Raw genomic sequence first — 26632 nt, 5'->3', positions numbered from 1 at the left:
TTAGCGTATTTTCGCAACGATCTGGGCGATTTCTCGCATGCTCAATGCCCTCGGGTTGCTGAAGCAACGTCGCTTCCTGCCCCTGTTCACCACGCAGTTTCTCGGCGCGTTCAACGACAACCTGTTCAAGACCTCGATGGTCCTGTTCGCGACCTATGCGGTCTTCAACGATCCGAAGATGGAGGCCAATTTCAACGCGCTGGCGACGGGACTCGGCATCCTGCCGTTCTTCCTGCTGTCCGCGCTCGCCGGGCAATTGGCGGACAGCGAAGACAAGGCGCGGATCATCCGGATCGTGAAGACGGTCGAGATCGGCATCATGATCCTGGGCGCGACCGGGCTGATGGTCGCGCGCTTCGGACATCCGTCGCTGGGAATCGGGCTGATGCTCGGCGCGGTACTGTGCCTCGGCGTGCACTCGACGTTCTTCGGGCCGATCAAATACGCGATCCTGCCGCAGCATCTGAAACCGTGCGATGTGCTCGGTGGCACGGGCCTCGTTGAAGCCGGGACGTATCTCGCGATCCTGCTCGGCACGGTGACCGCGGGCTGGATCCCGATCGAGGGCGCCGCTGCTAGCGTGTTGATCGTCGCGCTGGTCGGCTGGTTCGCCGGCCGACAGGTGCCCCCGCACCCCGCGAAGGTCCGCCGCTGAAGCTTGACTACAACCCGTTCACGGCATCGTGGCGATTGATCAGCGCGACGCTGCACATCCCGCGGCTGTTTCTCGCGATCGTCGCGATCAGCTTCTTCTGGACGATCGGCGCGGTGCTGATCATCGTCTTCCCGCCCTTGGTGAAGAACGTGCTGACCGCCGACGAGCGAGTCGCCAGCTTCGTGATCGCGGTGTTCTCGGTCGGAGTCGCGATCGGGTCGGTGGTCATCAACTCGATGCTGCGCGGGCGGATCTCGGCGAAGTTCTCGCCGGCGTCGGTGATCGCGATGGGCGGCTTCGTAGTGCTGTTCTCGTTCCTGGCGCGGAACTGGACGCCTGCACCGGCGGGGCAATATTACGACTGGGCGGGCTTCATTCATCAGCCGGGCGCGATCCCCGTGCTCGCGACGCTGCTAGCAATCGCGATCACCGGCGGAATGTTCGTCGTGCCGCTCTATGCGTTCCTGACGACGACCGTCGAGAAGGACCAGACTGCGCGGACCGTCGCGGCGAACAATGTCGTCAATTCGGGCGCGATGACGATCGGTTCGATTCTGGTGATCGGCATTACCGCGATGGGCGTGACGCCGGAGGACATGCTGTTCCTGGTCGCGGCGATGTGCCTGGTCTCGGCTTGGCTGGCGCAGAAGCTGCACCGCGCGTGTGACGACGATGCCGTCGGGTGCTTGCCGACGTTGAGGGGATAACCTCACACCCAAATCCGTTCGCCCTGAGCGAAGTCGAAGGGTGAGTCCCGAAGGCAGGTGCTTCGACTGCGCTCAGCACGAACGGAAAAGCGGGGGCGTACGCCTAGAAAATGAAGCTGTAGAAGCACGTAAAGAATGCCGCAAAGCTCAGCAGGAACAGCTTCACGTCCTGATCGTCGTTCTTCGCGCTAGCGATTACCGGCGGCGGCAACGAACGGCGCAGCGGATGGCGGGCGGCTTCGTTAGTGAGGACTAGGCGTCTGGTCATGATGGAAACGTTAACGCGGCGTTTACTATTTCGACCAGCGGCAAAAATGGTTAAATATGCGCCGTCCAGGAATGGGACGGAATTGCGGCCATCCTAACGCAGATCAGCGCTTGTGCAGGACGCTGTCCTTACCGGTTTCGTGCGTATAAGCTTCGGACTTTCCCCGCGATTCTGCGGGTGCGAGGACCCAGACCATCGAGCAGATCGGCGCACTTCCCTATGTGATCGACGAAGCTGGCCACGCCCGCGTGATGCTGATCACCTCGCGCGACACCGGCCGCTGGGTGATCCCCAAGGGCAACCCCATTGTAGGCCTCGCCAGCCACGAGGCCGCCGCGCAGGAGGCCTATGAGGAAGCCGGCATCCGCGGCATCCCCTGCCCCTCGCCCGTGGGACAATTCGCCTATCGCAAACGCCGTCGCACGGGCCGTTACCGCGACATGATCGTCACCGTGTTTCCGCTCGCGTTCGTCGAGCAGGTCGACGACTGGCCGGAGCGTCATCAACGCGACACACGCTGGTTTACGCTTGATCGCGCGGCAGACGCTGTCAATGAGCCCGGCCTGAAGGCGCTGATCGCTGCCTTCCGCGAGCCGCCGATCCCGGCGTCGCTCGCGCAACGTATTTTACCCGTCGTACGCACGAGTGCGAAAAGGAGAATTCCGATGCTGGGCTGGTTCCAGTCGCTGATGCCGAAGCAGGGACGGTTCTTCGAACTGTTCGACGCGCATGCCGCGACTCTGGTCGCCGGTGCCGATGCGCTTGCACGGCTGCTCCACGGCGAAGGCTCGATCGAGGGTCAGATCGCCGAGATCGTCAAGCGCGAGCACGAGGCCGACGATATCACGCGCGAGGTGTTGCAGGACGTCCGCCGCGTGTTCGTGACGCCGTTCGACCGCAGCGCGATCACGGATTTGATCGGCGTGATGGACGACGCGATCGACCAGATGAACGGCACCGCCAACGCGATCGCGCTGTACGAAGTCACCGAGTTCTCGCCGCAGATGCGCGACATGGCCGGCATCATCGTCGAGGCCGCTCGGATTACCGCAGAGGCGATTCCGCTGCTGCGGTCGCTCGGCACTAACGCGGGGCGGTTGCACGACCTGACAGCGCGGCTGATCCAGATCGAGGGGCATGCCGACGACATCCACGACACGGGCCTGCGCGCGCTGTTCCAGGCGTCGAAGATCAGTGCGGACCCGATGACCTTCATCATCAACCGCGAGATCTACAGCAGCCTGGAAAAGATCGTCGATCGCTTCGAGGATGTGGCGAACGAGATTCAGGGGCTGGTCATCGACCATGCTTGATGTGTCGTTCGGGTCCCAGGCCTCCCACGGAGCTCCCCGGCGAAGGCCGGGGCCCAATTGGGGGACGGCGATAATTGAGGACGGAATTGAGGACGGCGCGCGGTTACTAAAGCCTTCCCAATTGGACCCCGGCCTTCGCCGGGGGTGAAATGGTAGCGGATAGGGCGGCAACCGCATGATCCTCTCCCTTCCCCTTCTCATCGGCCTCATCGGCATCGCGCTGCTGTTCGACTTCCTGAACGGACTGCATGACGCGGCGAACTCGATCGCCACCGTCGTCTCCACGCGCGTCCTGAAACCGCAGTATGCCGTCCTATGGGCGGCGTTCTTCAACTTCATCGCGTTCGCGGTGTTCGGCCTCCACGTCGCGCAGACCGTGGGTACCGGGATCGTCCAGGCGCACGTTATCGATGCGCAGGTGATCTTCGCCGCGCTGATCGGCGCGATCGCGTGGAACGTCATCACCTGGGTGCTCGGTATCCCGTCGAGCAGCAGCCACGCGCTGATCGGCGGGCTGCTCGGCGCGGGTATCGCCAAGATCGGTTTTGGCGCGATCGTCTGGAGCGGCGTGATCAAGACCGTCCTCGCGATCTTCGCGTCGCCCGCGATCGGCCTGATGCTTGCGCTCGTGCTGGTGCTGATCGTCGCGTGGACCAGCCTCAAGCTCACCCCGCTCGGCGTCGACAAGCGCTTCCGCAAGCTCCAGCTGATCTCCGCCGCGCTCTACTCGCTCGGCCACGGCGGCAACGACGCACAGAAGACGATGGGGATCATCGCCGTGCTGCTCTATTCTCAGGGCCTGCTCGGCGGCGAGTTTCACGTGCCGCTCTGGGTCGTGCTATCCTGCCAGGCGGCAATGGCGCTCGGCACGCTGTCGGGTGGCTGGCGGATCGTCCACACGATGGGCTCGAAGATCACGCGGCTGACACCGGCACAAGGGTTCTGCGCGGAGACCGGCGGCGCGATCACGCTGTTCGCCGCGACCTTCTGGGGCATCCCGGTCTCGTCGACTCACACCATCACCGGCTCGATCGTCGGCGTCGGCGCCGCCCGGCGCCTGTCTGCGGTGCGCTGGAACGTGGCGAGCAACATCGTCGTCGCCTGGACGCTGACGCTGCCGGCGGCCGGATTGATCGGCGCAGGCACCTATCTGCTGGTCGGGCTGTTCGTCTGAACGGCCCGCCACCCCTAAGCGACAGTCTATTGACGCAGCCGTAACCGGCTCCGACACTCCCGGTCGAGCGAAGGACAATGATCCCTCGCCGCCAGGGAGAGGACATCATGAAGACGACCTATACGGCGTTGCTGGTCGGGACCGCGCTAAGCGTGGCGAGTCCGGGCCAGGCACAGACCGCCAGCCCGACGAGCGTCGCGGCGAGCGAGACCTATAACCGCATGATAGTGTTCGGCGACAGCCTCGCCGACGGCGGCTATTATCTGACGCTCGATCCAAGCCTGCCGCGCGATGCGGGCAGTTTCACGACCAACCCCGACCCGGTCTCGCCCGAAGTCCTCGCGGCGCGACTCGGCCTGCCGCTCGATCCGGTCTACGGCAAGGGCGGGACCAATTACGCGGTCGGCGGCGCACGCGTGACGGCGGCCAATGGATTTTCCATCCCGGTCACGACCCAGATCAGCAACTTCCTCGCCGCCGGCGGCACGTTCGGTCCGCGCGATCTCGTCTATATCCAGGGCGGCGGAAACGACTATTTCGCGTTCCAGGCGGCGGGCAGCACCAACACCGCGATCCTGACGACGGCAGCGACCCAGCTTGCCGCGCAGGTCAGCCGGCTCCAGACGGCGGGCGCCACGCGGATCGTCACGCTCGCGGTCCAGACCGGCGGCGCGGCCGGGCTCCAGCTGTTCAACCGGACCTACGCGGCGGCCTTGGCGGCGGCGAACGTGAACGCGCTGTATTTCGATACCGACCGGCTGTTCGGCGAACTCGTCGCCAGCCCCGCGACCTATGGCTACACCAACATCACCGGCGTCGCCTGCACCGTGCCCTCGTCGCTGGCCTGCACGCGCGCGACGCTCGTCTCGCCCGACGCCAACGAGACGTATATCCTGGCCGATAGCGTCCACCCGTCGGGCAAGACGCAGCGCATCCAGGGGCAGGCAGTGGCCAGCCTCGTCCAGGCCCCCGACCAGATCGCCGGGCTCGGCTATGCCGCACAAGCGATGTTCCGCGGCCAGCGCGACCTGTTCGAAGGCGCCGAGCGCGGCGGCGCGCAGCGTAGCGGCCATGCGCTGTCGCTGTTCGGCAGTGCGGGCTATCATTATTATGCGAGCGGCACCTCCGCCCAGCGCGTCGGGATCACCGAGCGCGGCTTTAGCGGTACCGCGGGTGCCGACCTCGCGATCGGCGACGCGTCGGGAGTCGGCGTAGCTGGCGGCTATTCGGACGGCACCGGCGACTTCAAGGCCGGCGCCGGCACCTACAAGCCGCGCGCGTGGTCGGTCAGCGGCTACGCGCGCGGCGAACTCGGCCCGGTTCGCCTGCTCGCGGACGGGACGTACGGCGAGATCGACTATCGCCACATTCGCCGCACCGTCCAGCTTGGCCCGGCGATCCGCTCGCACGAGGGCGAAACCGACGGCACCTATGTCGCCGGCCGCGTCACCGCCGCGTTCGATCTGATCACGCTCGGCAGCGTGGCGTTCGGCCCCGACCTCGCGGCGCAATACGACCGGGTCCGGATCGCCGGCTATGTCGAGACCGGCGGGTTCTCGACCGCGGCGGCATTCGGCAAGCAGGAGGTGAAAAGCCTGACCGGCCGGTTCGGCGCGGTGGTCCGAACCGTCCCGGGCGAACCCGTGCGATTCTTCGCCCGCGCCGGCTACGAGCGCGAGTTCGACGACGATCCGCGGACACTGACGCTGACCCCGACCGGTGCTCCGATCAGCTTCACGAGCACGGTGGAACGTGCCGATCGCAGTTACATGAGCTACGCGATGGGTGTGGACGGCAATGTCGCGGGGCAGTTGTCGCTCCGCGCGGGTGTCGCCGGCTACGCGTTGCGCGACGACCGCGACAGCGTCTCGGCGTTCGCAGGGCTATCCGCCGCGTTCTAGCTGCGTGGCGACGGTGTTCGGGATGTGGAGGCGCCGCGTCCCGAACACCGTTCGAGGCGGGCTGAGGCAACAGGCCAACGACGTTTCCGTCAGACCTGATCGCGCTATCTGGGACAACGGTCCAATCGACCGGTCATCAACGGAAATGGTGGAGCCGAGGGGGATCGAACCCCTGACCTTTCGCATGCCATGCGAACGCTCTCCCAGCTGAGCTACGGCCCCATTCCCGTTGGGAGGCGGGTCACTAACCGGACCCGCCCGGGTTGGCAAGCGGCGTAAATGCCGCCTGCCAAAAATATTCAAACTTAACGCTCGTGCTCGTCCTGCGGCGTCTCGACGCCGAGGTCGTCGTCGCCGCCGAGATCGACTTCGTCGTCCGCCGACGGCTCTTCGTCCTCGCCGGTGATCGAGGCGATGTCCTCTTCCTCGTCACCCTCGAGATCCGCGTCGGGCTTCTTGGTGTCGGGCTTGGCGACCTCGAACGGCAGCGGCTGCTTCGACTTCAGGATGGGCTCGGGCTCCCATGCATACCCGCATTCGATGCAGGTCACGGGGTCGGCTTTTTCGAGGTCGTAGAAACGCGTCGCGCATTTCGGGCACGAACGCTTCGTGCCCCATTCCGGCTTGATCATGCCGATAGAACCTTTCGGATGAATGGATTGCGGGGGATACCCTCGCAAAGTGGGCGCGCCTTGCCATAGCGCAAGGCCACTGTCAAAAGCGCGGCCCCATGGCACACCCCCTCCCCACTTCGATGGACGTCGTCGCACGCGGTCCTTTGACCGGTTCGATCGCGGTCCCCGGCGACAAGTCGATCAGCCACCGCGCGCTGATGTTCGCGAGCTTGGCGGTCGGCACCAGTCGAATCGAGGGGCTGCTGGAGGGCGAGGACGTGCTCGCCACTGCCGCGGCGATGCGCGCGATGGGTGCGACGATCGAGCGAGGCGAGGATGGTATCTGGACCGTGGACGGCGTCGGCGTGGGCGGACTTCTCCAGCCCGAGACCGCGCTGGAGATGGGCAATTCTGGCACGTCGACGCGGTTGCTGATGGGCCTCGTGTCGAGCCATCCGATTACCTGCACCTTTACCGGCGACGCGTCGCTGTCGGGGCGGCCGATGGGGCGGGTGATCGAGCCGCTGTCGCAGATGGGGGCGGACATCACGTCTTCGCCGGGCGGACGCTTGCCGTTGATGGTGCGCGGGATGTGTCCGGCGGTGCCGATCGAATACACGCTGCCGGTCGCGTCGGCGCAGGTGAAGTCGGCGATCCTTCTGGCAGGGCTCAACACGCCGGGGATCACGCGGGTCATCGAGCCGGTCGCGACGCGCGATCATAGCGAGCGGATGTTGACGGGGTTCGGCGCGAAGCTGACCGTCGAGGAGACGAACCAGGGCCGCATCATTTCGATCACCGGCGAAGCGGAGCTGAGGCCGCAGGATATCGTCGTGCCGGGCGATCCGTCGTCGTCGGCGTTCTGGCTGGTCGCTGCGTCGATCGTGCCGGGGTCGGACATCGTCGTGCGCAACGTCGGGCTGAACCCGACGCGGATCGGGATCGTCACGGCTTTGCGGATGATGGGCGCGGATATTACCGAGCTCGACCCGCGCATCGTCGGTGGCGAGCCGGTCGCCGACCTGCGGGTGCGGCATGCTCCGCTGACCGCGATCGAGGTGCCGGCCGATCTCGCGCCGAGCATGATCGACGAATATCCGGTGTTGTTCGCCGCCGCCGCCTTCGCGACCGGCAAGACGATCGCGCGCGGCGCGCATGAGTTGCGGGTCAAGGAATCGGACCGGATCACGACGATGCGGATCGCGCTCGAAGCATGCGGGGTCGTTTGCGAGGAGTATGAGGACGGCATGGCGATCACCGGGTCGGGCGGCGCGGCGATTCGCGGTGGCGCTCGGATCGCCTCGAAACTCGACCACCGCATCGCAATGAGCATGGTGGTGGCTGGACTTGGCGCCGCTGAGCCCGTCACGATCGATGATGTATCGCCGGTGGCGACGAGCTATCCCGTGTTCTTCCGGTCGCTCGATGCGCTTACCGGCCGGGGGAATTAAGATGATCATCGCAGTCGACGGTCCGGCGGCATCGGGCAAGGGTACGATCGCGCGCGCCTTGGCCAAGCATTATGGGTTGCCGTATCTCGATACCGGGCTGCTCTACCGCGCGGTAGCGTTGAGCGTGGCGCGGATGGGGCTCGATCCGGAGACCGAGGCGGACGCGGTCGCGGCGTGCGATTTCAGCGATGCGCTGTTGAGCGACCCTGCGTTGCGCGACGACGATATCGGCGCGCTGGCGTCGGTGGTGTCGGCGCATCCGCTGGTGCGGGCGGCATTGCTGCACCGGCAGAAGCGGTTTGCGGCGCAGGAGGGTGGCGCGATCCTCGACGGGCGCGACATCGGAACGGTGATCGCGCCGGATGCGGATGCCAAGCTGTTCGTGAAGGCCACGCCGAATATTCGCGCGCAGCGGCGGCATGCCGAGTTGCAGGCTCGGGGTGGGACTGCGAGCAAGGATCGCGTGCTGGCCGATATTCGGGCTCGGGATGCTCGGGATAGTGGGCGGTCGACTGCGCCGCTGGTGATGGCGGCGGATGCTGCGTTGCTGGATACTAGTTTTCTGTCGATTGAGGCTTCGGTGCAGCGGGCTGTTGCGTTGGTGGAGGCGCAACGGGCGAAGAGGGCGGCTTCGGTTTAGTCTCTACCCTGTCCTCAGCGGCAACCACCCCGGCGAAGGCCGGGGCCCAATTGGAACGTCCGCGGCAACGAAGCGCGATCCTCAGTTAGTACCGTCCCCCAATTGGGCCCCGGCCTTCGCCGGGGTGGTTGCTCTGTTGGGGTAGCTACCGCGACCCAATATTGTTTCCCCGCGAAGGCGGGGACCCAGACTGGGCTCCCGCCTTCGCGGGAGAACAAGGAAGCGGGGGCGTCGCGCGTTATATCCCCTAGCCCCGCCCGCTCACAGCGATGTGACCCACGCGCCCTAAAGCGCAGTAACCAGCGCCACCGCCCCGAACACCACCCCAGGAAAATTCGCCACGACGATCGGCCAGTCCCGCTTGTCCTTCAGAAACCCGTACCCCACCCATAACGCGCAATTCACCATCGTCGCGAACGGCTGGACCACCGATCCTTTCTGACCCGCGAGGTTCAGCATGATCTGGTCGATGTACGACAGGTACATCACGATCGCCGTCACGGTGGCGACCCAGCCCAGCACGAGAATGCCGCGTTCGTTCAAATCTTCGCTCCTGTTGTGAGCGGCCCTTAACGAAGCAGCGGCGAACTTGCTCCGAGACGGGGTTTCGGCTATACGGAAGCGTCCGGCGGGCGATGCTCGTGGAGGAAGGCGCGGAGACCCTCGAGTCTCACGCGCCGTTTTCGCATTCAGCGTCTACGTCCTCCGCAGCCTTCGTGCCGTCCGGATGCTGCGCCGGCGTTCGGTCGTCGCGGCAACGAAGGCCAAGACCAGCGGACCCAACCGCTTGGCCGGAAACAGACTAGGATTACTGAATTCTATGGCAACCCAGGTAATGCCGACCCGCGACGATTTCGCGGCGATGCTGAACGAAACGCTCGGCGACGCCGACAGCTTCGAGGGCCGCGTGGTGCATGGCACCGTGACCGGCATCGAGAACGACATGGCCGTCATCGACGTCGGTCTTAAGTCGGAAGGCCGCGTGCCGCTTCGCGAATTCGCAGCGCCGGGCCAGAAGGCTGACCTTAAGGTCGGCGACGAAGTCGAAGTCTATGTCGACCGCGTCGAGAACGTCCACGGCGAAGCGATGCTCAGCCGCGATCGCGCCCGTCGCGAAGCCGCATGGGACAAGCTGGAAACCGAATTCTCCAAGACGACCCGCGTCGAAGGCGTGATCTTCGGCCGCGTGAAGGGTGGCTTCACCGTCGACCTGAACGGCGCCGTCGCATTCCTGCCCGGTTCGCAGGTCGATATCCGCCCCGTGCGCGATGTCACCCCGTTGATGGATATCCCCCAGCCGTTCCAGATCCTGAAGATGGACCGCAAGCGCGGCAACATCGTCGTGTCGCGTCGTGCCGTTCTCGAAGAGACGCGCGCAGAGCAGCGTTCGGGCCTGATCCTCAGCCTGGCCGAGGGCCAGATCATCGACGGCGTCGTCAAGAACATCACCGATTACGGTGCGTTCGTTGATCTCGGCGGCATCGATGGCCTGCTGCACGTCACCGATCTCAGCTACAAGCGCGTCGGTCACCCGAGCGAAGTCCTGAACATCGGCGACACCGTCAAGGTGCAGATCATCCGCATCAACAAGGACACCCAGCGCATCAGCCTCGGCATGAAGCAGCTGGAGAGCGATCCCTGGGATGGCGCGATGGTCAAGTACCCGGTCGGCGCGAAGCTCACCGGCCGCGTCACGAACATCACCGAATATGGTGCGTTCGTCGAGCTGGAAGCGGGCATCGAAGGCCTCGTCCACGTGTCGGAAATGTCCTGGACCAAGAAGAACGTCCATCCGGGCAAGATCGTGTCGACCTCGCAGGAAGTCGACGTCATGGTCCTCGAAGTCGATTCCGAGAAGCGTCGCATCTCGCTCGGCCTCAAGCAGGCTCAGGCCAATCCCTGGGAGGCCTTCGCTGCCGCTCATCCGATCGGTTCGACCGTCGAAGGCGAAGTCAAGAACGCGACCGAGTTCGGCCTGTTCATCGGCCTCGACAACGACGTCGATGGCATGGTCCACATGTCCGACATCGCATGGGGTGTTTCGGGCGAGGACGCGCTCAACCTGCATCGCAAGGGTGAGACCGTCGAGGCCGTCGTGCTCGACATCGACGCCGAGAAGGAGCGTATCTCGCTCGGCATGAAGCAGCTCGAGCGCGGCGGGCCATCGGCCGGCGGCATCGCAGCAGCAGGCGACAAGCTGAACAAGAACGCGATCGTTACCGTGACCGTTCTCGAAGTCCGCGACGCGGGTCTCGAAGTGCAGCAGGGCGACGATGGTGCGACCGGCTTCATCAAGCGCACGGATCTGGGTCGCGATCGCGACGAGCAGCGTCCGGAGCGTTTCCAGGTCGGCCAGAAGTTCGACGCGATGGTCACCGGCTTCGATCGCTCGAAGAAGCCGACCTTCTCGATCAAGGCTATGCAGATCTCGGAAGAGAAGCAGGCTGTTGCGCAGTACGGTTCGTCGGATTCCGGCGCGACCCTCGGCAACATCCTGGGCGAGGCTCTCAAGGCTCGCACGGACGCCGAGAAGAAGTAAGTCTCACGACTTAACGATAAATTGGCCCGGCATGTCTCGTACATGCCGGGCTTTTTATTGACTATCTCACTTTGGTTTTGACTACGCTCAGATTAGTGCTAACGCTTCGCAAGTTGACTTACATCAATTAGCGGAACTGCCATATGAGCGGGAAAACGAATGATTCGATCTGAACTGGTCCTCAAGATCGCCGAGGCGCATCCGGACCTGCAACCGAACGAAGTCGAGCTTATCGTCAGCACGTTTTTTGACGAGATTTCGAAACGCCTTGCAGCGGACGGACGGGTCGAGCTGCGCGGTTTCGGTGCGTTTTCAACGCGCGCCCGCGATGCCCGAACCGGCCGAAATCCGCGTACCGGCGAAGTCGTCGAGGTCGATGCGAAACGCGTTCCGTATTTCAAGCCGGGCAAGGAAATGCGCGCACGCCTGAACGTGTGACCCCGCATAAATTTCAGGATCTGGCGCCGATCGGCCGTGTTTGTCCCTGCGATGGGTTGACCCGGCGGACGGCGTCGTCTTGTTGGGGGCGTGTGCGGACGTGGCGAAACCGGTAGACGCAGGAGACTTAAAATCTCCTCCCTAGGAATGCGGGTTCGAGTCCCGCCGTCCGCACCAGCGCGGCCCTTCTTTTAACGACCTGCGTCGTGCTTGCCGCGACGCTGACGGGGTGCGAGCGACGTCGCCCCGATACCGGCGCGGTGATCGTCAGCGCGATCGGGCCCCCACCTCACATCGTCGATGCCCGCCGTGCACCGGTCGACACGCCAAGCCGGTTGCTGATCGACTCGACCGCACAGGGCCTCGTCCGGTTCGACGCCGCTGGACAGATCGAGCCTGGCCTCGCGGAACGCTGGATCGTGATCGACGGTGGCATGAGCTACATCTTTCGCCTGCGGGAGGGCGATTGGGGCGATGGCACGCCGGTGACGGCGGATCAGGTCGTAACCATTCTGAACCGTCAGATCGCACCCGGTTCGCGCAATCCGCTGGCACCCTTTCTGACCGCGATCGACGAGATCGTCGCGATGACGCCGCAGGTTATCGAAGTGCGACTCGGCCGCCCGCGTCCCGATCTGTTGAAGCTGTTCGCGCAACCCGAGCTTGGTTTGCTGCGGCTGACGCCGTCCGGCGGGAGCGGACCGTTTCGGGTTGCGCCGCACGGACGCGGGCGCGCGCCGTTGCTGCGCCCGGCCTTCGATCCCAACCAGGCCGATCCCGAAGACCAGCGGGTGACCAAGCCCGAAGAAGATGTCCGGCTGATCGGCGAACGGGCGGCACGGGCGATTGCGCGGTTCGCCCATCGGGACTCGGACCTCGTCAGCGGTGGCAGCTTCGTCGACTGGCCCCTGCTCGCGACCACCGAGATATCGCCCGCCACCATCCGCGTCGACCCTGCCGCCGGACTCTTCGGACTGGCCATCATTCGCCGCGATGGGTTTCTTGCAGATGCCGCGAACCGCGAGGCCGTGGCGGAAGCGATCGATCGCACCGCGCTGACGACGGCGATCGCTCCAGCCTGGGACGCGGCCGATCGTATTCTTCCCGATATCCTTGATTCGGCCGCGCTGCCCCAGGTGCCCGCCTGGACGCTGCTGACGCAGGACGAGCGTCGTGTTGCCGCGCGGCAGCGGGTTGCTGGATGGGGTGGCGGACCGGTGACGTTGCGAATCGCCCTCCCGAACGGGCCTGGCGCGACATTATTGTATGCGCAGGTGGCGGCCTCGCTGATCGCAGTCGGGATCACGCCGTACCGCGTCGCGCTGGGTAGCGACGCCGACCTGATGCTGGTCGATGCGGTCGCGCCCTATGATAGCGCGCGCTGGTATCTGGCAACGGCCTGCGTCGTATGTGGCGAGACCGCGCAGGCGGCGATCACCGCAGCGCGCGAGGCGCCGACGCTCGCGGAGAGGGCGCAGCGGATCGCCGCCGCGGATGTCGCGATGAACGCCGACGTCGCCTTCATCCCGCTCGCGCGGCCGCTGCGATGGTCGCTCGTATCGACCCGGTTACGACAATGGCAGCCCAATACGCGAGCCTGGCACCCGTTGAACCGATTGCGCGCCGACACCAACTGACAGCCATGACCCAACGCCCGACGCGCATAGCTCCTGGATCGATCCTCGATACGCTTCCGATGGGACGCGACGCCTTGTCGGTTCGCCGTCGTGTCGAGGCCATGGAGCGCGTGATGGAGGGGCTGGTCACGATTCCCGGCACCAACCGCAAAGTCGGCATGGACGTGATCCTCGACATCATCCCGTTCGTGGGCAGCACGATCGCCGCCGCGGTCGGCGCGTGGATGGCGTGGGAGGCCCGCAACATCGGCATGTCGAAAATTCAGATGGCGCGGATGTTCGGCAATGTCGGGGTCGACTGGGCGCTAGGCATGATCCCGTTCGTCGGCGCGATCCCCGATTTCTTCTTCCGCTCGAACACGCGCAACCTGCGGATCATCAAGAAGCATCTCGACAAGCACCATCCGTCGACGGCGACGCTCGAAATCTGACGGCGCCGTCGATCGCGGTGCGGCGGCGGCTAGCGAGAGCCTCGCCAGATCTCGAGCGGGGCACCTACCGCCAGACCACCCTGATGCACCGGGCAGCGGCGGTAGCGAAAACGCCGATCGAGGCAGATCCAGACCTCGTCCAGCCACCCCTGCTTTGTCGCGGTTACACGCATCATGTCGGCCTTCAGGCCTGGGTTGGCGCTGGCCATCGCCGCCGCGAACCGCCCCGCCGTCAGTGACGTTCGCGACAAGGCGTCCATGTTGGGGAATTTCAGTTTGCCATAGAGTGCAGCCGATTGGGCGAAGTATTTGGCGGGACGGTACCCCGGCATACAGGTGCCGTGCTTGGCCCATTCGTGCTGAAGCAGTTGTGCGGAAGGTGTCGTACAGAGATGCGCCTTGATCACCGGAGGCGGTACGAATTCCGCGTCATGACAATATTGCGGCCAGTCCTTGCCGATGCCATCGGGCCACAGCCCGTGCAGCGTAAAGCCGAACCGATTTCCCGCCGCGCACTGAAATGTCGAGCCCGTGCGACTGCCGTTGTCGCGACAATATTGCGGTGCCCATGTGATCGCCAGCGTATAGCTGCCGATCGGAATATCGCGTTTCGGCTGGCTGTCCGACGGTAGATCGGGACGAACACGCTCGACCGATGACGGCGCCGAGCATTGATAGGTCTGAGCTTGCGCCGCGACCGGCAATGCGAGCGCCGCGGCTACGAGGCTCGTTCCAGCCAATCCGCGCCGTAGACCGGACACAGGCATCGATGCCCGTGAGGTCGAATCGGCACTGATAGTTACGGCCCGACCCGACCGACCGATCGCGGACATAATCGGCGCCAGTAGGCCCTTCTCCGCGAAACGCCGCTGATCGGGCCGCCGCTGATCGGGCCAGAATATCGATGGCGATCTGTTCATTGTCTCGGCCCCCTGCCCGGTGTCGCGTCACGCATGCGTAGCCACGCGGATGAGGCGTCATGTTGTCGTGAAATCGAGCCCTATATCCGCCGCCGGTGCGGACTGCGTCAAGCGGCCGACCGAGACATAGGTGACGCCGGTTTCCGCGATTGCGCGGATCGTATCCAGGGCGACGCCGCCCGAGGCTTCGGTCGGCACCCGCCCGTCGACCAACGTCACCGCCGTGCGCAACATCGCTGGCGCCATATTGTCGAGCAACAGGTGCGTCGCACCCGCCGCGAGCGCGGGTTCGATCTGGTCGATCCGATCGACCTCGACGATGATATGCGCGATCCCTGCCGTCTTGGCGCGTCGCACCGCTTCGCTCACGCCGCCGGCAACCGCGACATGGTTGTCCTTGATCATCGCTGCGTCCCACAGCCCCATGCGATGGTTTTGCGCGCCCCCATGCGGGTCGCATATTTCTCCAGCACGCGCAGTCCCGGGATTGTTTTCCGCGTGTCGAGCAGGATAGCGCCTGTTCCCGCGATGGCGTCGACATAGCGACGCGTCATCGTCGCGATTCCCGACAGATGCTGGACGGTGTTGAGCGCCGATCGCTCTGCCGTCAGCAAGGCTCGGCCTGCACCCTCGAGACGAAGCAGATCGGTGTCGGCCGCGACCGATTCGCCGTCCTGCACGAGACGTTCGATATGTACGCTGGGATCGAGCGCCCGGAAAAACGCTTCGGCGAGCGCCAAACCCGCCACGACGATGGGATCGCGACTATCCATCACACCGGTAAAGCGGGCATCGGCAGGAATGACGGCGGCGGAGGTGATGTCCCCAATCGTGCCAAGGTCCTCCGCCAGGGTCGCGGCGACGAACCCGTCGATATCGAACGATTCGGGCAATGCTGCGTTCACGTAGATTCTCCCAAATATTACCGACCGGCGATGCCGGCTCGATTGCCAAAAAGCGATGATGTGGACCAGCAGATACCGCCGACGGATGACTCGGAATAATTTTTTGACGATGCTGGGAACAAACGGCTGATTGGCGAGTTGCAGGACTGTTACTCAAGGATCTAACAATGCCTACGAAAACGATGGCCGATGTCGCACGCTTGAACGCTTTGCTCGATGAGGCCCTCGCATTGGCGGATGCCCTGCAAATGCCGCTGGCGGCCATCCACATCGATCAGGCGCTGTCCCAACTCAGCCTGGACGTCGTTCCGGCCTGAATTAGAGGCACGGTCGGACGGGTTGAGGCCCGCCCGGCTCGTTTATCCGGCGTGCACGGTCGTTATTTAGGGCCCAGGTCGCCTTTCCCTACCGTGTTCGACGCCATCTCCAGCATCCGATCCAGGCTCTTCTTGGCCTGAAGGCGAAGCCCTTCTTCGATCTCGATCCGTGGGCTTAAGTCGCGCAGCGCGACGTAGAGCTTTTCCAGCGTGTTAAGCGCCATGTACGGGCAGATGTTGCAGTTGCAATTGCCGTCCGCGCCGGGTGCGCCGATGAACCGCTTGTTCGGCAACGCCTTTTCCATCTGGTGGATGATGTGCGGCTCGGTCGCGACGATCAGCGTGTCGCCGGGCATCGCCAACGCGTAATCAAGGATGCCGCGCGTAGAGCCGACGTAATCGGCATGATCGAGGATGATCGGCGGGCATTCGGGATGCGCGACGACCGGCGCGCCGGGATGCTGCGCCTTGAGCTTCATCAGCTCGGTCTCGCTGAATGCCTCGTGGACGATGCACACGCCTGGCCAGAGCAGCATGTCGCGACCGGTCTTCCGCGCGAGATAGCCGCCGAGATTGCGGTCGGGGCCGAAGATGATCTTCTGCTCGGGCGGGATCTGCGCGAGGATCGTGTCCGCCGACGACGAGGTCACAATGATGTCGGAGAGCGCCTTCACCTCGGTCGAGCAGTTGATGTAGGTCAGCGCAATGTGATCGGGGTGCTTCGCGCGGAAGGCCGCGAACTGTTCGGGCGGGCAGCTGTCCTCCAGGCTGCAGCCGGCGTCCATGTCGGGCAGCACGACGATCTTGTCGGGCGACAGGATCTTGGCGGTCTCGGCCATGAACCGCACGCCGCAGAACGCGATGACGTCGGCATCGGTGGCGGCGGCCTTGCGCGACAGATCGAGGCTGTCGCCGACGAAATCGGCGAGATCCTGAAGCTCGGGCTTCTGGTAATAATGCGCGAGGATGACCGCGTTCTTCTCCTTGCGGAGGCGCTCGATCTCGGCGCGAATGTCGATGCCGGCGAAGTTCTGGTTCAATTCCATGGTCGTATCCCGAGTTTAGCGCCCGTCTTCTAGCGACGATTCCCTAGCACGTCCTGCAACGAGCGCGAGGTGTCCCAGCGTTCGGTGGTCGCGATCGGTTCGTCGGCGAAGCGCACCGCGACGGTCGCGTCGATCCCTGCGGCGCGCAGCGGCATCGCGAAACTGCGTTCCACGGCACGGCGCGTGGCGTCGCGCGCAAGCTTGATCATCGCGGGTTCGCGGGCTTGCCGAATAAGTTCGATCTGGCCAGCGCGGCGATTGGCGGCATCGAGGTTCTTCTCGGCGTCGGTGAAGGTGGTCAGGACGCCGCCCGAGCCATATTCGCGGACCGCGTTGAGATCGACCTGCGGGCCATCCGCCTCGACCGCGGGCAGGCGCACGGACAGCGTCTTGCTGGTACCGTCCCACGCGACATCGGCCTGCGTCAGCTTGCCCATGTCGACCTCGTACCGCACCATGCCGGGCATGATCAGCGTCTTCTCGGTGGTGAAGCCGAGCTGCGACTGTTTCGAGGTCACGACCGCGACATAGCGCGCGGCGAACGCGGAGAGGCGGTTCTGCTCGCGCAGGCCTTCCAGACTGGCGCTGGCGATCGTCGTCGGATCGGGGGTCAGGCGGTCGCTGACATACCGCTGCACGCCCCACAGCGCGAGCAACCCGGCAAGCACGAGGATGACGACGAAGCCCGCCGCCTTGGCGAGGAAACCGCCAATCCCAGCGCCCTGCCGCGGTTCGGTCAATTTTTGATCTGCCATGTTTCGCCTTCCTCGATCACCAAGCCCCGGTTTTGCAAGTCGTAGAGATGCGCCAGCACCGAACGCTCGGCGGCGGGAACGAGCCGCGCGTCGAGCCCGACATACATTTGCGTGACGATCCGCCCGATCGGTTGCGGCGCGGCGCGCAACAGCCGCAGGATCTGCCCCTCGCGTTGCTTGCGGTGGCCAAGCATGCCGCGCACCAGCCGCTGCGGCTTGTCGATCGCTTCGCCGTGGCCGGGATAATAGACACGGTCGTCGCGACCCATCAGCTTTTCGAGGCTCGCCATGTACGCCGCCATATCGCCATCGGGCGGCGAGACGATCGTCGTCGACCAGCCCATGACGTGATCGCCTGAGAACAGCGCGTTGGTCTCGGGCAAAGCGAAGGCAAGATGGCTCGAGGTATGGCCGGGTGTCGCGATCGCCGCCAGCGTCCAGCCGTCGCCGGTGATCGTATCGCCTTCGACGAGCACGCGATCGGGCGCATAGTCCGCGTCGAACGATGCATCCGCCCGCGCACTCGCGTCATCGAGAGCGAACGGCGCCGCCCCGACGATCGGCGCGCCGGTGATTGCCTGTAACGGCCGCGTCGCAGGACTGTGATCGCGGTGATGGTGCGTGACGACGATCGCGGTAACCGGACGACCGTCGATCGCGTGGATCAGCGCGGCGACATGCGCGGGATCGTCGGGACCGGGATCGATCACCGCCAGATCGGTCGTGCCGACGACGTGCGTCTGCGTGCCTGTGTAGGTGTAGGGCGACGGATTCGGCGCGAGCACGCGGATGACGAGAGGCTCAAGCTGGATCGGGATACCGGTCGGATGCTCAGCCATGGGACCGAGATGGCCGTGATTGTCGGCGATGACAAGATCCTCTAGTCAGGTGGATGTGTCGCCGTTTTTTACAGCTCGGCAGCGGCGCGTCCGGGCATTAACTAACAAATGTCGCACAAATCCGCGATAAATCGCGTTTGGCATACGCACTGCATCGTCTGCCACGTCACCGAACGCCGCAGCGTTCAAGCAGGGTGGATCGACCGCTACCGTCCGGTCTCGCGTCGATCCACCCGCCCCGGTGACATTTCCAATCATGGACAGTCGAACATGGTGCTGGCGGCTGATTGCGACGCAAGTCCGTCACCCCAGCGAATGCTGGGGTCTCCATCGATGCCGATGTCGCCCGCCTCATGTTGATACCCCAGCTTTCGCTGGGGCGACGTTTGTCAGTGTAGGTTGAAGGATACGCAAAGCGGCGCGCGCCTCAGCCGGCCTTCTGCTTCACGAACAGTTCTGCCAGTTCGCCGCTCTCGTACATTTCCATCATGATGTCCGAGCCGCCGACGAACTCGCCATCGACGTACAGCTGCGGAATCGTCGGCCAATCCGAATAGGCCTTGATGCCCTGGCGGATGCCCTGGTCCTGCAACACGTCGACGCTCTCGAACTCGACTTCGAGATGGTTGAGGATCGCGATCGCGCGGCTGGAGAAGCCGCACTGCGGGAACAGCGGGCTGCCCTTCATGAACAAAACGACGGGGCTGGCTTTGACCACTGCGTCGATGCGGGCGTTGGTGTCGTCGGTCATATCTTGGGTCATCTCTGGGTCCTCAGGAAATTGCGGTGGTAAGCTGAAGCGCGTGCAGCACGCCGCCCATGCGGCCACCGAGTGCGGCATAGACCGCCTGGTGCTGCTTCACGCGGCTCATGCCAGCGAAACTCGGCGCGACGACCTTTGCGGCATAATGATCGCCGTCACCGGCGAGATCGGTGATCTCGACCTGCGCATCGGGGATCGCGTCGCGGATCATCGTCGCGATATCGTCGGCAGCCATCGGCATGTTGTTGCGCCTCCAACAGCTGGCGACGGGCCTCGATCATCTGCTGCGCGAGAGCGCGGCGGACGGTCGCCTCGTCATGGTCGAGCCCGGCCGCGGTCAGATCGCCGACCAGTTTGCGGACGACGTCGTCATCGCCGCCGCCCTCCATGTCGGCATGGACCAGCGCGGTCGCATACGCATCGGTTTCTTCGGGGGTCAGCTTCATCTCGTGCGCGGCCCAGCCGCCAAGCAGGCGATTGCGACGCGCGGTGATGCGGAACGCCATTTCCTCTTCGCGCGCGAAATTCGCCTCGCTGGCGCGTTCGCGATCGTCGAATGTGGTCATTTCGCAGGTCCCCGTTCAGTCTCGTACACCGGCCTGAGATAGGTCGGCGACCGCCCGCGCGCAATAATCACCGCTGCTTCGGCGGGTTGCGGTCAGCCGACCTCGACCACCAGCTTGCCGATCGCGCCGCGCGCGGCCATCTTCGCGATCGCCTTGCCGCCATCCTCGAACGCGAATGTTTCGGTCACGCGCGGCGCGATCTTGCCTTCCGCCCACAAGGCGAAAAGCGTTTCGATGTGCGCTTGGTTGGCCTTCGGATCGCGCGCGGCAAACGCGCCCCAGAATACGCCGCATACGTCGCAGCTTTTGAGCAAAGTCAGATTGAGCGGCAGACGCGGGATACCGGCGGGGAAACCGACGACGAGATACTTGCCCTCCCACGCGATCGAGCGGAGCGCGGGCTCGGCATAGTCGCCGCCGACCGGATCGTAGATCACGTGCGCGCCGTCGCGGCCGACCGCGGCCTTGAACTGTTCGGCGAGCGCCTTCGACTGGTCCTTGTCGAACGGAGCGCGGGCGTAGATCAGCGTTTCATCGGCACCCGCGGACTTGGCGGCGGCGGCCTTCTCCTCTGACGAGACCGCGGCGACGACCTTTGCGCCGAACGCCTTGCCGAGTTCGATCGCGGCGAGCCCTACCCCGCCGGCCGCGCCGAGCACGAGCAAAGTCTGCCCGGCCTTGATATGGCCGCGGTCGAGCAGCGCGTGGATCGTCGTGCCGTAGGTGAGGATCAGCGAGGCACCCTCGGCGAAGCTGCGGCCTTCGGGAAGGCGGTAGAGCTTGGCGGGGTCGGCGATAACCTTCTCGCACAGGCCGCCGTGACCGAGCATCGCGATCACACGGTCACCGACTTCCCAGCCGGTGACGCCTTCGCCGATCGAATCGATCGTGCCGGCGATCTCGCCGCCCGGTGCGAACGGACGCTGTGGCTTGAACTGGTATTTGTCCTCGATGATCAGGACGTCGGGGAAGTTGATCGCGCAGGCCTTGACCGCGACGACGACCTGTCCGGGGCCGGCTACCAGATCGGGCAGCGCGACCATTTCCAGAGTTTCAGGTCCGCCGACTGCCTTCGACACCAATGCTCGCATACCCGCTCTCCACCGTCGTCCAGGGGCGATTCGATGCGACCGCCTCCTCGAATTTCGAAATCTGGGTATCCCTTGCCAGCGTCAGGCCGACTTCGTCCAGCCCTTCCATGAGACACTGGCGACGGAATGCGTCGAGTTCGAACGTGAAGCGATCCTGGAACGGGGTGGTGACTGTCATCGTCTCGAGATCGACGGTGACGATCTGGTCCTTGGCGACCTCCAGCAAACGATCGATCGCCTCCTGGGGCAGCACGACGGGGACGATGCCGTTCTTGAACGCGTTCCCTGAGAAGATGTCGGAGAAGCTCGGCGCGATCACCGCGGTGATGCCCATGTCGGCGAGCGCCCACGCGGCATGCTCGCGGCTGGAACCGCAGCCGAAATTATCGCCGGCAATGAGGATCGGCGAGCCTGCATAGCGCGGGTCGTCGAAGATGTTGCCGGGTTGCGCGCGGACCGTCTCGAACGCGCCGCGGCCGAGACCGGTGCGCGTGATCGTCTTCAGCCAATGCGCCGGGATGATGACGTCGGTGTCGATGTTCTTCGCGCCCCAGGGATAGGCGCGGCCCGAGACGGTCGTGACGGGGGTCATCGCTGTTCCGTGCGCTCCGGAACCACACGTGCCGATGCGACATAGGCCGCTACGCCGCTGAGCATTGCCCCAGCCGCCAGCAATACGAATACCTTCTTCATGCTCTTTCCCCCATCAACTCTCTGACGTCGCTCAGCTTACCGGTAACCGCCGCCGCTGCCGCCATCGCGGGTGATACCAGATGCGTGCGCGCTCCGGGACCCTGTCTGCCGACGAAATTACGGTTCGACGTGGAAGCGCAACGCTCCCCCGCAGGGACTTTGTCCGGGTTCATCGCGAGACACATCGAACACCCTGGCTCGCGCCATTCGAAACCCGCGGTGATGAAGATCCGGTCGAGCCCCTCGGCTTCGGCCTGGCGCTTCACCAAGCCCGAGCCGGGGACGACGAGCGCGCGGACGCCGGTCGCGACATGGCGACCGTCGGCGATCGCCGCGGCGGCGCGGAGGTCTTCGATACGGCTGTTGGTGCAGCTGCCGATGAAGACGTGCTGGATCGTGACGTCGCGCATCGCCGTGCCGGCGGTGAGGCCCATGTAATCGAGCGACTTCTGCGCGGCGGCCTGCTTGGCGGGATCGGCGAAGCTCGACGGTTCGGGGACGAAACCGGTGATCGGGACGACGTCCTCGGGGCTGGTACCCCAAGTGAGGCCGGGCGCGATATCGGCAGCGTCGAGCGTGACGGACTTGTCGTAACGCGCGCCGGGATCGGTCGCGAGGCTGCGCCACCAAGTGACGGCCTTGTCCCAGTTCTCCCCGGTCGGGGCCATCGGGCGGCCCTTGAGGTACGCGAAGGTCGTGTCGTCGGGCGCGATCAGGCCGGCACGCGCGCCCGCCTCGATCGACATGTTGGCGATCGTCAGGCGCCCCTCGATCGACATCGCGCGGATGACGCTGCCGGTGAATTCGATGACGTGGCCGGTGCCGCCCGCCGCGCCGATCTTGCCGATGATCGCGAGGATGACGTCCTTCGGGCTGACGCCGAAGCCGAGTTCGCCGTCGACGCGGACTTCCATCGTCTTGGCCTGCGACAACAGTAAGGTCTGCGTGGCGAGGACGTGCTCGACTTCGCTGGTGCCGATCCCGAACGCAAGTGCGCCGAGTGCGCCGTGCGCCGACGTGTGGCTGTCGCCGCAGACGAGGGTGGTACCGGGCAGCGTGAAGCCCTGCTCGGGGCCGACGACGTGGACGATGCCCTGCTCGGCGGCGGTCGCGTCGATATAGTCGATGCCGAACTCGGTGGTGTTGCGGCGGAGCGCGTCGAGCTGCTGCGCGCTTTCCGGGTCGGCGATCGGCAGGACGCGGCCGGCGGCGTCTTTGCGCGCGGTGGTCGGCAAATTGTGATCCGGGACGGCCAGCGTCAGGTCGGGGCGGCGCACCTTGCGGCCTGCCACGCGAAGACCTTCAAAGGCCTGCGGACTGGTGACTTCGTGGACGAGGTGGCGGTCGATATAGATCAGGCAGGTGCCATCGTCGCGGCGTTCGACGACATGCGCCGCCCAGATCTTTTCGTACAGCGTTTGCGGAGTGGCCATGATGGGGGCGCGGTAACCGAAAAGGGATGCTGCGCCAAGGTTGTATGTAATTTTCGGTCGTTCGGAAGAGGCAGGGACACGTTCGAAGGAAGTTTATTCTCCCGCGGAGGCGGGAGCCCAGACTGGGTCCCCGCCTCCGCGGGGAAACACGATGGATTACCGCGGGGGCATCGCTTTGTTCAGGAATGCGACGCTGTCGGCGAGCACCGGCGCTTTCCCGCGGAACGGCTTCGAGAGCGCCATCGCGACGTTCTCGTGGCTCAATCCGGGGTAATCGATGTGCGTCACTGGCGCGCCGAGTGCCTTCAGCCGTGCGGTGAGGTTGATCGCGTTGTGCGGCTTTACCTGCGTGTCGTCGCCGGCCGTGATCAGCAGCATCGGCGGGGCGTCCGGCCGCGCGAAGTGGATCGGCTGGGTCATCACCGGGTCGGCGGCGCCCTGCATCGCGTCGATCGCGCGCTTGGCGGTGAAGGGGTAGAAGTCGTACGGCCCGCACAGGCCGACCGCGGCCTTGACGATGTGGGGGTCGACGCCCTCCGCCTTCAGCCAGCGCTCGTCGAGCGTCAGCATCGCGACGGTGTAGGCGCCCGCGGAATGGCCGGCGACGGCGATCCGGTTGGGGTCACCGCCGGCCTCTGCGATGTGGTCGCGGGTCCATTTCACCGCTTCGGCGCCGTCCTGGAGGAAGGCGGGGAAGCGGACGTCGGGCACTTTGCGATAGTCGGGCATGACGACGACGTAGCCCGCCTTCGCATAGGCGCGGGCGGCGAACGCATAGGCGCCGCGCGAGCCGTGGACCCAGCCGCCGCCGTACCAGAAGATCAGCACCGGCAGGCCGGTCTTGGCGCCACCGGACGGGCGCCAGACGTCGAGCTTCTGCCCGTGCGTGCCGAACGGGACGCCTTCGCGGATGCGCGCGGTGCCGCGTCCGCCGCCCATCACGCCGTCGAGGACGCTAAGCGTGCCGGGGCCTGCCGTGAACGCCGCGCCCGCGATCAGGATCACGATCAGCGCTATGACGATCGCAGCGCGGCGCATCAGCGGCGGAAATCCGCGGTGATCGATCCGCATGTCGCGAGGTCGGCCTCGTGGCTTTCCTCGCGCCATGTCTCGGCGAGCGCGGTCGCTTCCCATTCGCGCATCGCCGGGTGCGCGATGATCCGCTCGACCCAGGCGAGACCTGCCGGGCCGACGTCGATCCCGTAGGTCCGGACGCGAAACCCCACCGGTGCATAGAACGCGTCCACGGCGGTGAACTCGGCACCAGCGAGCCACGGGCCGCCTAACCGGTCGAGTCCCTCGCTCCAGAGTTCGGTAATCCGCGCGACATCGCGGTCGAGCGCGTCGCTGCCGGGCGCAGCATCGACTCGGACGCCGACGTTCATCGTGCGCTCGTTGCGGAGCGCGGAGAACCCGCCATGCATTTCGGCGGTCGCGCAGATCGCCCACGCGCGTGCCTCGGCATCGACCGGCCAGACGCCGTCGTGACGCTCGGCGAGGTAGAGGACGATGCCGAGCGAATCCCACACGGTTCGCTCGCCGTCGATCAGCACCGGCACTTGCCCGGTCGGCGAGAAGGCGCGGAACGCCTCGTAGTTGACAGGCGCCAGGAACGGCTCGATCCGGTCCTCGAACGCAATGCCGAGCGCCTTCATCAGGACCCAGGGCCGCAGCGACCAGCTCGAGTAATTGCGGTTCGCGGTGACGAGGGTGTAACCCATCAGGCGGTGTAGCGCGCGGTGGTCTTCGCGGCGACCTCGTCCGCGGTGACGCCCGGCGCCATCTCGACCAGCTTGAACGGCCTGTCGTGATCGGGGCGCCGGAACACGGCCAGGTCGGTGACGATCATGTCGACGACGTTCTTGCCGGTCAGCGGCAGCGTGCACGACGGGATGAACTTCGGCGTGCCGTCCTTGGCGGTGTGGTCCATCACGACGATGATCTGCTTGACGCCCGCAACGAGATCCATCGCGCCGCCCATGCCCTTGATCATCTTGCCGGGGATCATCCAGTTGGCGATGTCGCCGTCCTCGCTGACCTCCATCGCGCCCAGCACCGTCAGGTCGATATGGCCGCCGCGGATCATCGCGAAGCTGTCCGACGAGCTGAAATACACCGACGAGGGGAGTTCGCTGATCGTCTGCTTGCCGGCGTTGATCAGGTCGGCGTCCTCCTCGCCCGCATAGGGAAAAGGCCCGATCCCGAGCATGCCGTTCTCCGACTGGAGCGTGACGGTCATCCCCTCGGGGATGTTGTTCGCGACCAGCGTCGGGATACCGATGCCGAGATTGACGTAATAGCCGTCCTTCAGTTCCTGCGCCGCGCGCGCGGCCATCTGGTTACGGTCCCAGGGCATCAGTGCATTCCTTCCTGGATGGTGGTGATGGTCGTAAATTGTTCGCGGAGCTCGGTGCCGACGCCGTCGACGATCGCCTGCAACGCGGCGTCCTCGTCGAGCCCCCAGGTGCCCGCATAGGCGCGCGCGGCGTGGCGGATCGTGTCGGCGAGGAGGTAACCGAACACGGTCGGATCCTCGAGGATACCCGCGTCGATCAGCACGTTGCTGCCAGCGCCGTTGGTGATCCAGATGCGCGCGACCTCGACCGATTCACTGGTGAGTTGCGCGCCCTTGTCGAGCGCGATCGCGTTGGGATGGTCGGCCATCAGCGTACGCCTCCAGTCGGGGCCCAGCGGACTGCTGGCGGGAATACCTCGTCGCGGTTGCCCTTGAGCGCGGTGCCGTAGACGGGGTTGGGGAGGACGAACCACCCTGCCCCCCATTTTGCTGCGATCGCGGGCGACTGGACTGTTGCGCGACGCGCGGCGGGGTCTGGCCGGCGTTGAACAGGTCGCTGAAGTCGCCGAGCTGGTCGCCGCCCATCGCGACGACGCAGTATTTCGCCGCGATCGTCGCGCGGCGGCCGTCCTTCTTCGAGCCCATCGCGTCGTCGCCGGCGAGGAACAGCGTCTCGCCGTGGCGGGCTGGGCCGAGGCCGGCGGCTTCGATCGTGGCCTCGGTCTGTGCGGCGTTGGCGGCGGAGCGGTTGGTGTTGAAGATCACGGTGACGCCCATCGCGCGGAGTTGGGTGAGCGCATTGAGCGCGCCGGGGACGGGGGCGACCTGCTTGACGCCGGTGCGCTCCCAGTCCTGCCAGCGGGGATCGGACCAGGGCTGGCCGGAGGACGCGTCGTATTCGAAACCGAGGTTGAGGAGGATTGTCTCGTCGACGTCGAACACCGCAGCTTTGGGCTTGGTGCCGCAGGGGGTCCAGGTGGGGGCGGCAAGCGAGGCGCCTTGGGCGAGGACGACGGAGGTCGGCATGCGTTGCGCGCGGACATAGCCGACGAGCGCGTTCCAGGCCTGGATGCTGACCGCTGCGGCTTCGCCCGACGCGTAGAGATACTGCATGCCGGCGGGGACGCCATCGACGGTGACGGGTGCGGAGATCGCCGGCGTGGATGCAATCGAGGTCGGCGCGGACACGCTGACGCAGCCCTGGAGCGTCAGTGCCCCTGCGAACGCAGGGGTCCAGGCT

The 26632-nt window shown here is 65.3% G+C and carries 26 protein-coding genes, 2 tRNA genes and 4 pseudogenes; 12 read left to right on the top strand and 20 right to left on the bottom strand.

Going from position 1 to position 26632, the window contains the following annotated elements; all coding sequences use genetic code 11:
- Positions 1 to 37 precede the first annotated feature (37 nt).
- Positions 38 to 1362: pseudogene (locus QP164_RS01390) on the top strand (MFS transporter).
- 103 nt (positions 1363 to 1465) lie between these two features.
- On the opposite strand, the gene QP164_RS01385 reads toward QP164_RS01390, so the two are convergent.
- Positions 1466 to 1630 (bottom strand): hypothetical protein, encoded by a 165-nt coding sequence (locus tag QP164_RS01385; protein ID WP_165911472.1) that lies wholly within the window; start codon positions 1628 to 1630, stop codon positions 1466 to 1468.
- Positions 1631 to 1824: 194 nt separating this feature from the next.
- Between QP164_RS01385 and QP164_RS01380 the strand changes: the two genes are divergently transcribed.
- The 3 genes from QP164_RS01380 (at position 1825) to QP164_RS01370 (ending at position 6018) form a co-directional block, all read left to right on the top strand.
- Entirely contained in the window at positions 1825 to 2943 is a 1119-nt protein-coding gene (locus tag QP164_RS01380) for a DUF47 family protein (RefSeq protein ID WP_132897737.1), read from the top strand.
- Between the two features lie 175 nt (positions 2944 to 3118).
- On the top strand, positions 3119 to 4117 hold the full coding sequence (locus QP164_RS01375) for an inorganic phosphate transporter (protein WP_332755243.1): 999 nt from the start codon (positions 3119 to 3121) through the stop codon (positions 4115 to 4117).
- A gap of 107 nt (positions 4118 to 4224) precedes the next feature.
- Positions 4225 to 6018 carry an autotransporter domain-containing protein gene (locus QP164_RS01370; RefSeq protein WP_333921882.1) on the top strand — a complete coding sequence of 598 codons (1794 nt, stop codon included), beginning with the start codon at positions 4225 to 4227 and terminating at the stop codon, positions 6016 to 6018.
- Positions 6019 to 6164: 146 nt separating this feature from the next.
- Here the strand turns inward: QP164_RS01370 and QP164_RS01365 are convergent.
- Positions 6165 to 6240 (bottom strand) — tRNA-Ala (locus tag QP164_RS01365).
- Between the two features lie 83 nt (positions 6241 to 6323).
- Positions 6324 to 6650, bottom strand: a complete 327-nt coding sequence (locus QP164_RS01360; RefSeq protein ID WP_031395784.1) for a TIGR02300 family protein — start codon at positions 6648 to 6650, stop codon at positions 6324 to 6326.
- Between the two features lie 98 nt (positions 6651 to 6748).
- Between QP164_RS01360 and aroA the strand changes: the two genes are divergently transcribed.
- Both aroA and cmk read left to right on the top strand, forming a co-directional pair.
- Positions 6749 to 8083 carry a 3-phosphoshikimate 1-carboxyvinyltransferase gene (gene aroA, locus QP164_RS01355; protein ID WP_333921881.1) on the top strand — a complete coding sequence of 445 codons (1335 nt, stop codon included), beginning with the start codon at positions 6749 to 6751 and terminating at the stop codon, positions 8081 to 8083.
- Between the two features lies 1 nt (position 8084).
- Entirely contained in the window at positions 8085 to 8723 is a 639-nt protein-coding gene (gene cmk, locus QP164_RS01350; protein ID WP_333921880.1) for a (d)CMP kinase, read from the top strand.
- Between the two features lie 285 nt (positions 8724 to 9008).
- Here cmk and QP164_RS01345 read toward each other — a convergent pair whose 3' ends face one another.
- The gene (locus QP164_RS01345) at positions 9009 to 9266 is read right to left on the bottom strand and encodes a SemiSWEET family transporter (RefSeq protein WP_056486791.1); all 258 of its coding nucleotides are present in this window, start codon (positions 9264 to 9266) and stop codon (positions 9009 to 9011) included.
- Positions 9267 to 9543: 277 nt separating this feature from the next.
- Here QP164_RS01345 and rpsA point away from each other — a divergent pair, with 277 nt between their 5' ends.
- From rpsA to QP164_RS01320, 5 genes are all read left to right on the top strand, one after another.
- Positions 9544 to 11262 carry a 30S ribosomal protein S1 gene (gene rpsA, locus QP164_RS01340; RefSeq protein ID WP_056060414.1) on the top strand — a complete coding sequence of 573 codons (1719 nt, stop codon included), beginning with the start codon at positions 9544 to 9546 and terminating at the stop codon, positions 11260 to 11262.
- A 159-nt stretch (positions 11263 to 11421) separates the two neighbouring features.
- Positions 11422 to 11700 carry an integration host factor subunit beta gene (gene ihfB, locus QP164_RS01335; protein WP_132738987.1) on the top strand — a complete coding sequence of 93 codons (279 nt, stop codon included), beginning with the start codon at positions 11422 to 11424 and terminating at the stop codon, positions 11698 to 11700.
- 94 nt (positions 11701 to 11794) lie between these two features.
- Positions 11795 to 11877: transfer RNA gene (locus tag QP164_RS01330), tRNA-Leu, on the top strand.
- 29 nt (positions 11878 to 11906) lie between these two features.
- A complete protein-coding gene (locus tag QP164_RS01325) occupies positions 11907 to 13337 on the top strand; it encodes an ABC transporter substrate-binding protein (protein WP_243693415.1) in 1431 nt (476 codons plus the stop codon).
- A 5-nt stretch (positions 13338 to 13342) separates the two neighbouring features.
- Positions 13343 to 13768: a DUF4112 domain-containing protein gene (locus tag QP164_RS01320; RefSeq protein WP_132897725.1), complete on the top strand. Its 426-nt coding sequence runs from the start codon at positions 13343 to 13345 to the stop codon at positions 13766 to 13768.
- A 29-nt stretch (positions 13769 to 13797) separates the two neighbouring features.
- On the opposite strand, the gene QP164_RS01315 is transcribed toward QP164_RS01320, so the two are convergent.
- Both QP164_RS01315 and nadC read right to left on the bottom strand, forming a co-directional pair.
- Positions 13798 to 14529, bottom strand: a complete 732-nt coding sequence (locus QP164_RS01315; protein WP_333921879.1) for a ribonuclease T2 family protein — start codon at positions 14527 to 14529, stop codon at positions 13798 to 13800.
- A 216-nt stretch (positions 14530 to 14745) separates the two neighbouring features.
- Positions 14746 to 15461 (bottom strand): annotated as a pseudogene (nadC, locus tag QP164_RS01310) (carboxylating nicotinate-nucleotide diphosphorylase).
- A 314-nt stretch (positions 15462 to 15775) separates the two neighbouring features.
- On the opposite strand from nadC, the gene QP164_RS01305 reads away from it, so the two are divergent.
- The gene (locus QP164_RS01305) at positions 15776 to 15910 is read left to right on the top strand and encodes a hypothetical protein (RefSeq protein WP_279388898.1); all 135 of its coding nucleotides are present in this window, start codon (positions 15776 to 15778) and stop codon (positions 15908 to 15910) included.
- A gap of 62 nt (positions 15911 to 15972) precedes the next feature.
- Here the strand turns inward: QP164_RS01305 and nadA are convergent, their stop codons facing one another.
- The 14 genes and pseudogenes from nadA to QP164_RS01235 all read right to left on the bottom strand — a co-directional run bounded on the left by nadA (position 15973) and on the right by QP164_RS01235 (position 26505).
- Positions 15973 to 16956: a quinolinate synthase NadA gene (nadA, locus tag QP164_RS01300; protein ID WP_056420006.1), complete on the bottom strand. Its 984-nt coding sequence runs from the start codon at positions 16954 to 16956 to the stop codon at positions 15973 to 15975.
- A gap of 29 nt (positions 16957 to 16985) precedes the next feature.
- Complete coding sequence (locus QP164_RS01295) at positions 16986 to 17711, bottom strand: DUF4230 domain-containing protein (protein WP_132897721.1); 726 nt, start codon at positions 17709 to 17711, stop codon at positions 16986 to 16988.
- Complete coding sequence (locus QP164_RS01290; RefSeq protein WP_333921878.1) at positions 17693 to 18550, bottom strand: MBL fold metallo-hydrolase; 858 nt, start codon at positions 18548 to 18550, stop codon at positions 17693 to 17695. The genes QP164_RS01295 and QP164_RS01290 overlap by 19 nt, the downstream gene beginning before the upstream one ends.
- Before the next feature lie 427 nt (positions 18551 to 18977).
- Positions 18978 to 19301, bottom strand: a complete 324-nt coding sequence (grxD, locus tag QP164_RS01285) for a Grx4 family monothiol glutaredoxin (RefSeq protein WP_132739603.1) — start codon at positions 19299 to 19301, stop codon at positions 18978 to 18980.
- A gap of 22 nt (positions 19302 to 19323) precedes the next feature.
- Positions 19324 to 19554 carry a BolA family protein gene (locus tag QP164_RS01280; RefSeq protein WP_056420018.1) on the bottom strand — a complete coding sequence of 77 codons (231 nt, stop codon included), beginning with the start codon at positions 19552 to 19554 and terminating at the stop codon, positions 19324 to 19326.
- A 4-nt stretch (positions 19555 to 19558) separates the two neighbouring features.
- A pseudogene (locus QP164_RS01275) lies at positions 19559 to 19879 on the bottom strand (DUF1476 domain-containing protein); the annotation flags it as partial.
- A 92-nt stretch (positions 19880 to 19971) separates the two neighbouring features.
- A complete protein-coding gene (locus QP164_RS01270; protein WP_333921877.1) occupies positions 19972 to 20970 on the bottom strand; it encodes an NADPH:quinone oxidoreductase family protein in 999 nt (332 codons plus the stop codon).
- Positions 20933 to 21562 (bottom strand): 3-isopropylmalate dehydratase small subunit, encoded by a 630-nt coding sequence (gene leuD, locus QP164_RS01265; protein ID WP_093399659.1) that lies wholly within the window; start codon positions 21560 to 21562, stop codon positions 20933 to 20935. Before leuD ends, QP164_RS01270 begins: the two co-directional genes overlap by 38 nt.
- A gap of 97 nt (positions 21563 to 21659) precedes the next feature.
- A complete protein-coding gene (gene leuC / locus QP164_RS01260; protein WP_443027405.1) occupies positions 21660 to 23096 on the bottom strand; it encodes a 3-isopropylmalate dehydratase large subunit in 1437 nt (478 codons plus the stop codon).
- Between the two features lie 156 nt (positions 23097 to 23252).
- Positions 23253 to 24167: an alpha/beta hydrolase gene (locus tag QP164_RS01255; RefSeq protein WP_333921876.1), complete on the bottom strand. Its 915-nt coding sequence runs from the start codon at positions 24165 to 24167 to the stop codon at positions 23253 to 23255.
- Entirely contained in the window at positions 24134 to 24817 is a 684-nt protein-coding gene (locus tag QP164_RS01250) for a glutathione S-transferase family protein (protein WP_333921875.1), read from the bottom strand. Before QP164_RS01250 ends, QP164_RS01255 begins: the two co-directional genes overlap by 34 nt.
- The gene (locus QP164_RS01245; protein ID WP_333921874.1) at positions 24817 to 25452 is read right to left on the bottom strand and encodes a 3-oxoacid CoA-transferase subunit B; all 636 of its coding nucleotides are present in this window, start codon (positions 25450 to 25452) and stop codon (positions 24817 to 24819) included. Before QP164_RS01245 ends, QP164_RS01250 begins: the two co-directional genes overlap by 1 nt.
- The gene (locus QP164_RS01240) at positions 25452 to 25760 is read right to left on the bottom strand and encodes a DUF5076 domain-containing protein (protein ID WP_056047204.1); all 309 of its coding nucleotides are present in this window, start codon (positions 25758 to 25760) and stop codon (positions 25452 to 25454) included. Before QP164_RS01240 ends, QP164_RS01245 begins: the two co-directional genes overlap by 1 nt.
- Positions 25760 to 26505 (bottom strand): annotated as a pseudogene (locus QP164_RS01235) (HAD family acid phosphatase). The gene QP164_RS01240 and the pseudogene QP164_RS01235 overlap by 1 nt, the downstream one beginning before the upstream one ends.
- Between the last annotated feature and the right edge of the window lie 127 nt (positions 26506 to 26632).

This window comes from Sphingomonas sp. LR59 (assembly GCF_036855945.1).
In the GTDB taxonomy this organism is placed as follows: domain Bacteria; phylum Pseudomonadota; class Alphaproteobacteria; order Sphingomonadales; family Sphingomonadaceae; genus Sphingomonas.
Note: the sequence above shows the minus strand (reverse complement) of the source record. Positions and strands in the feature narration are given on the sequence as shown.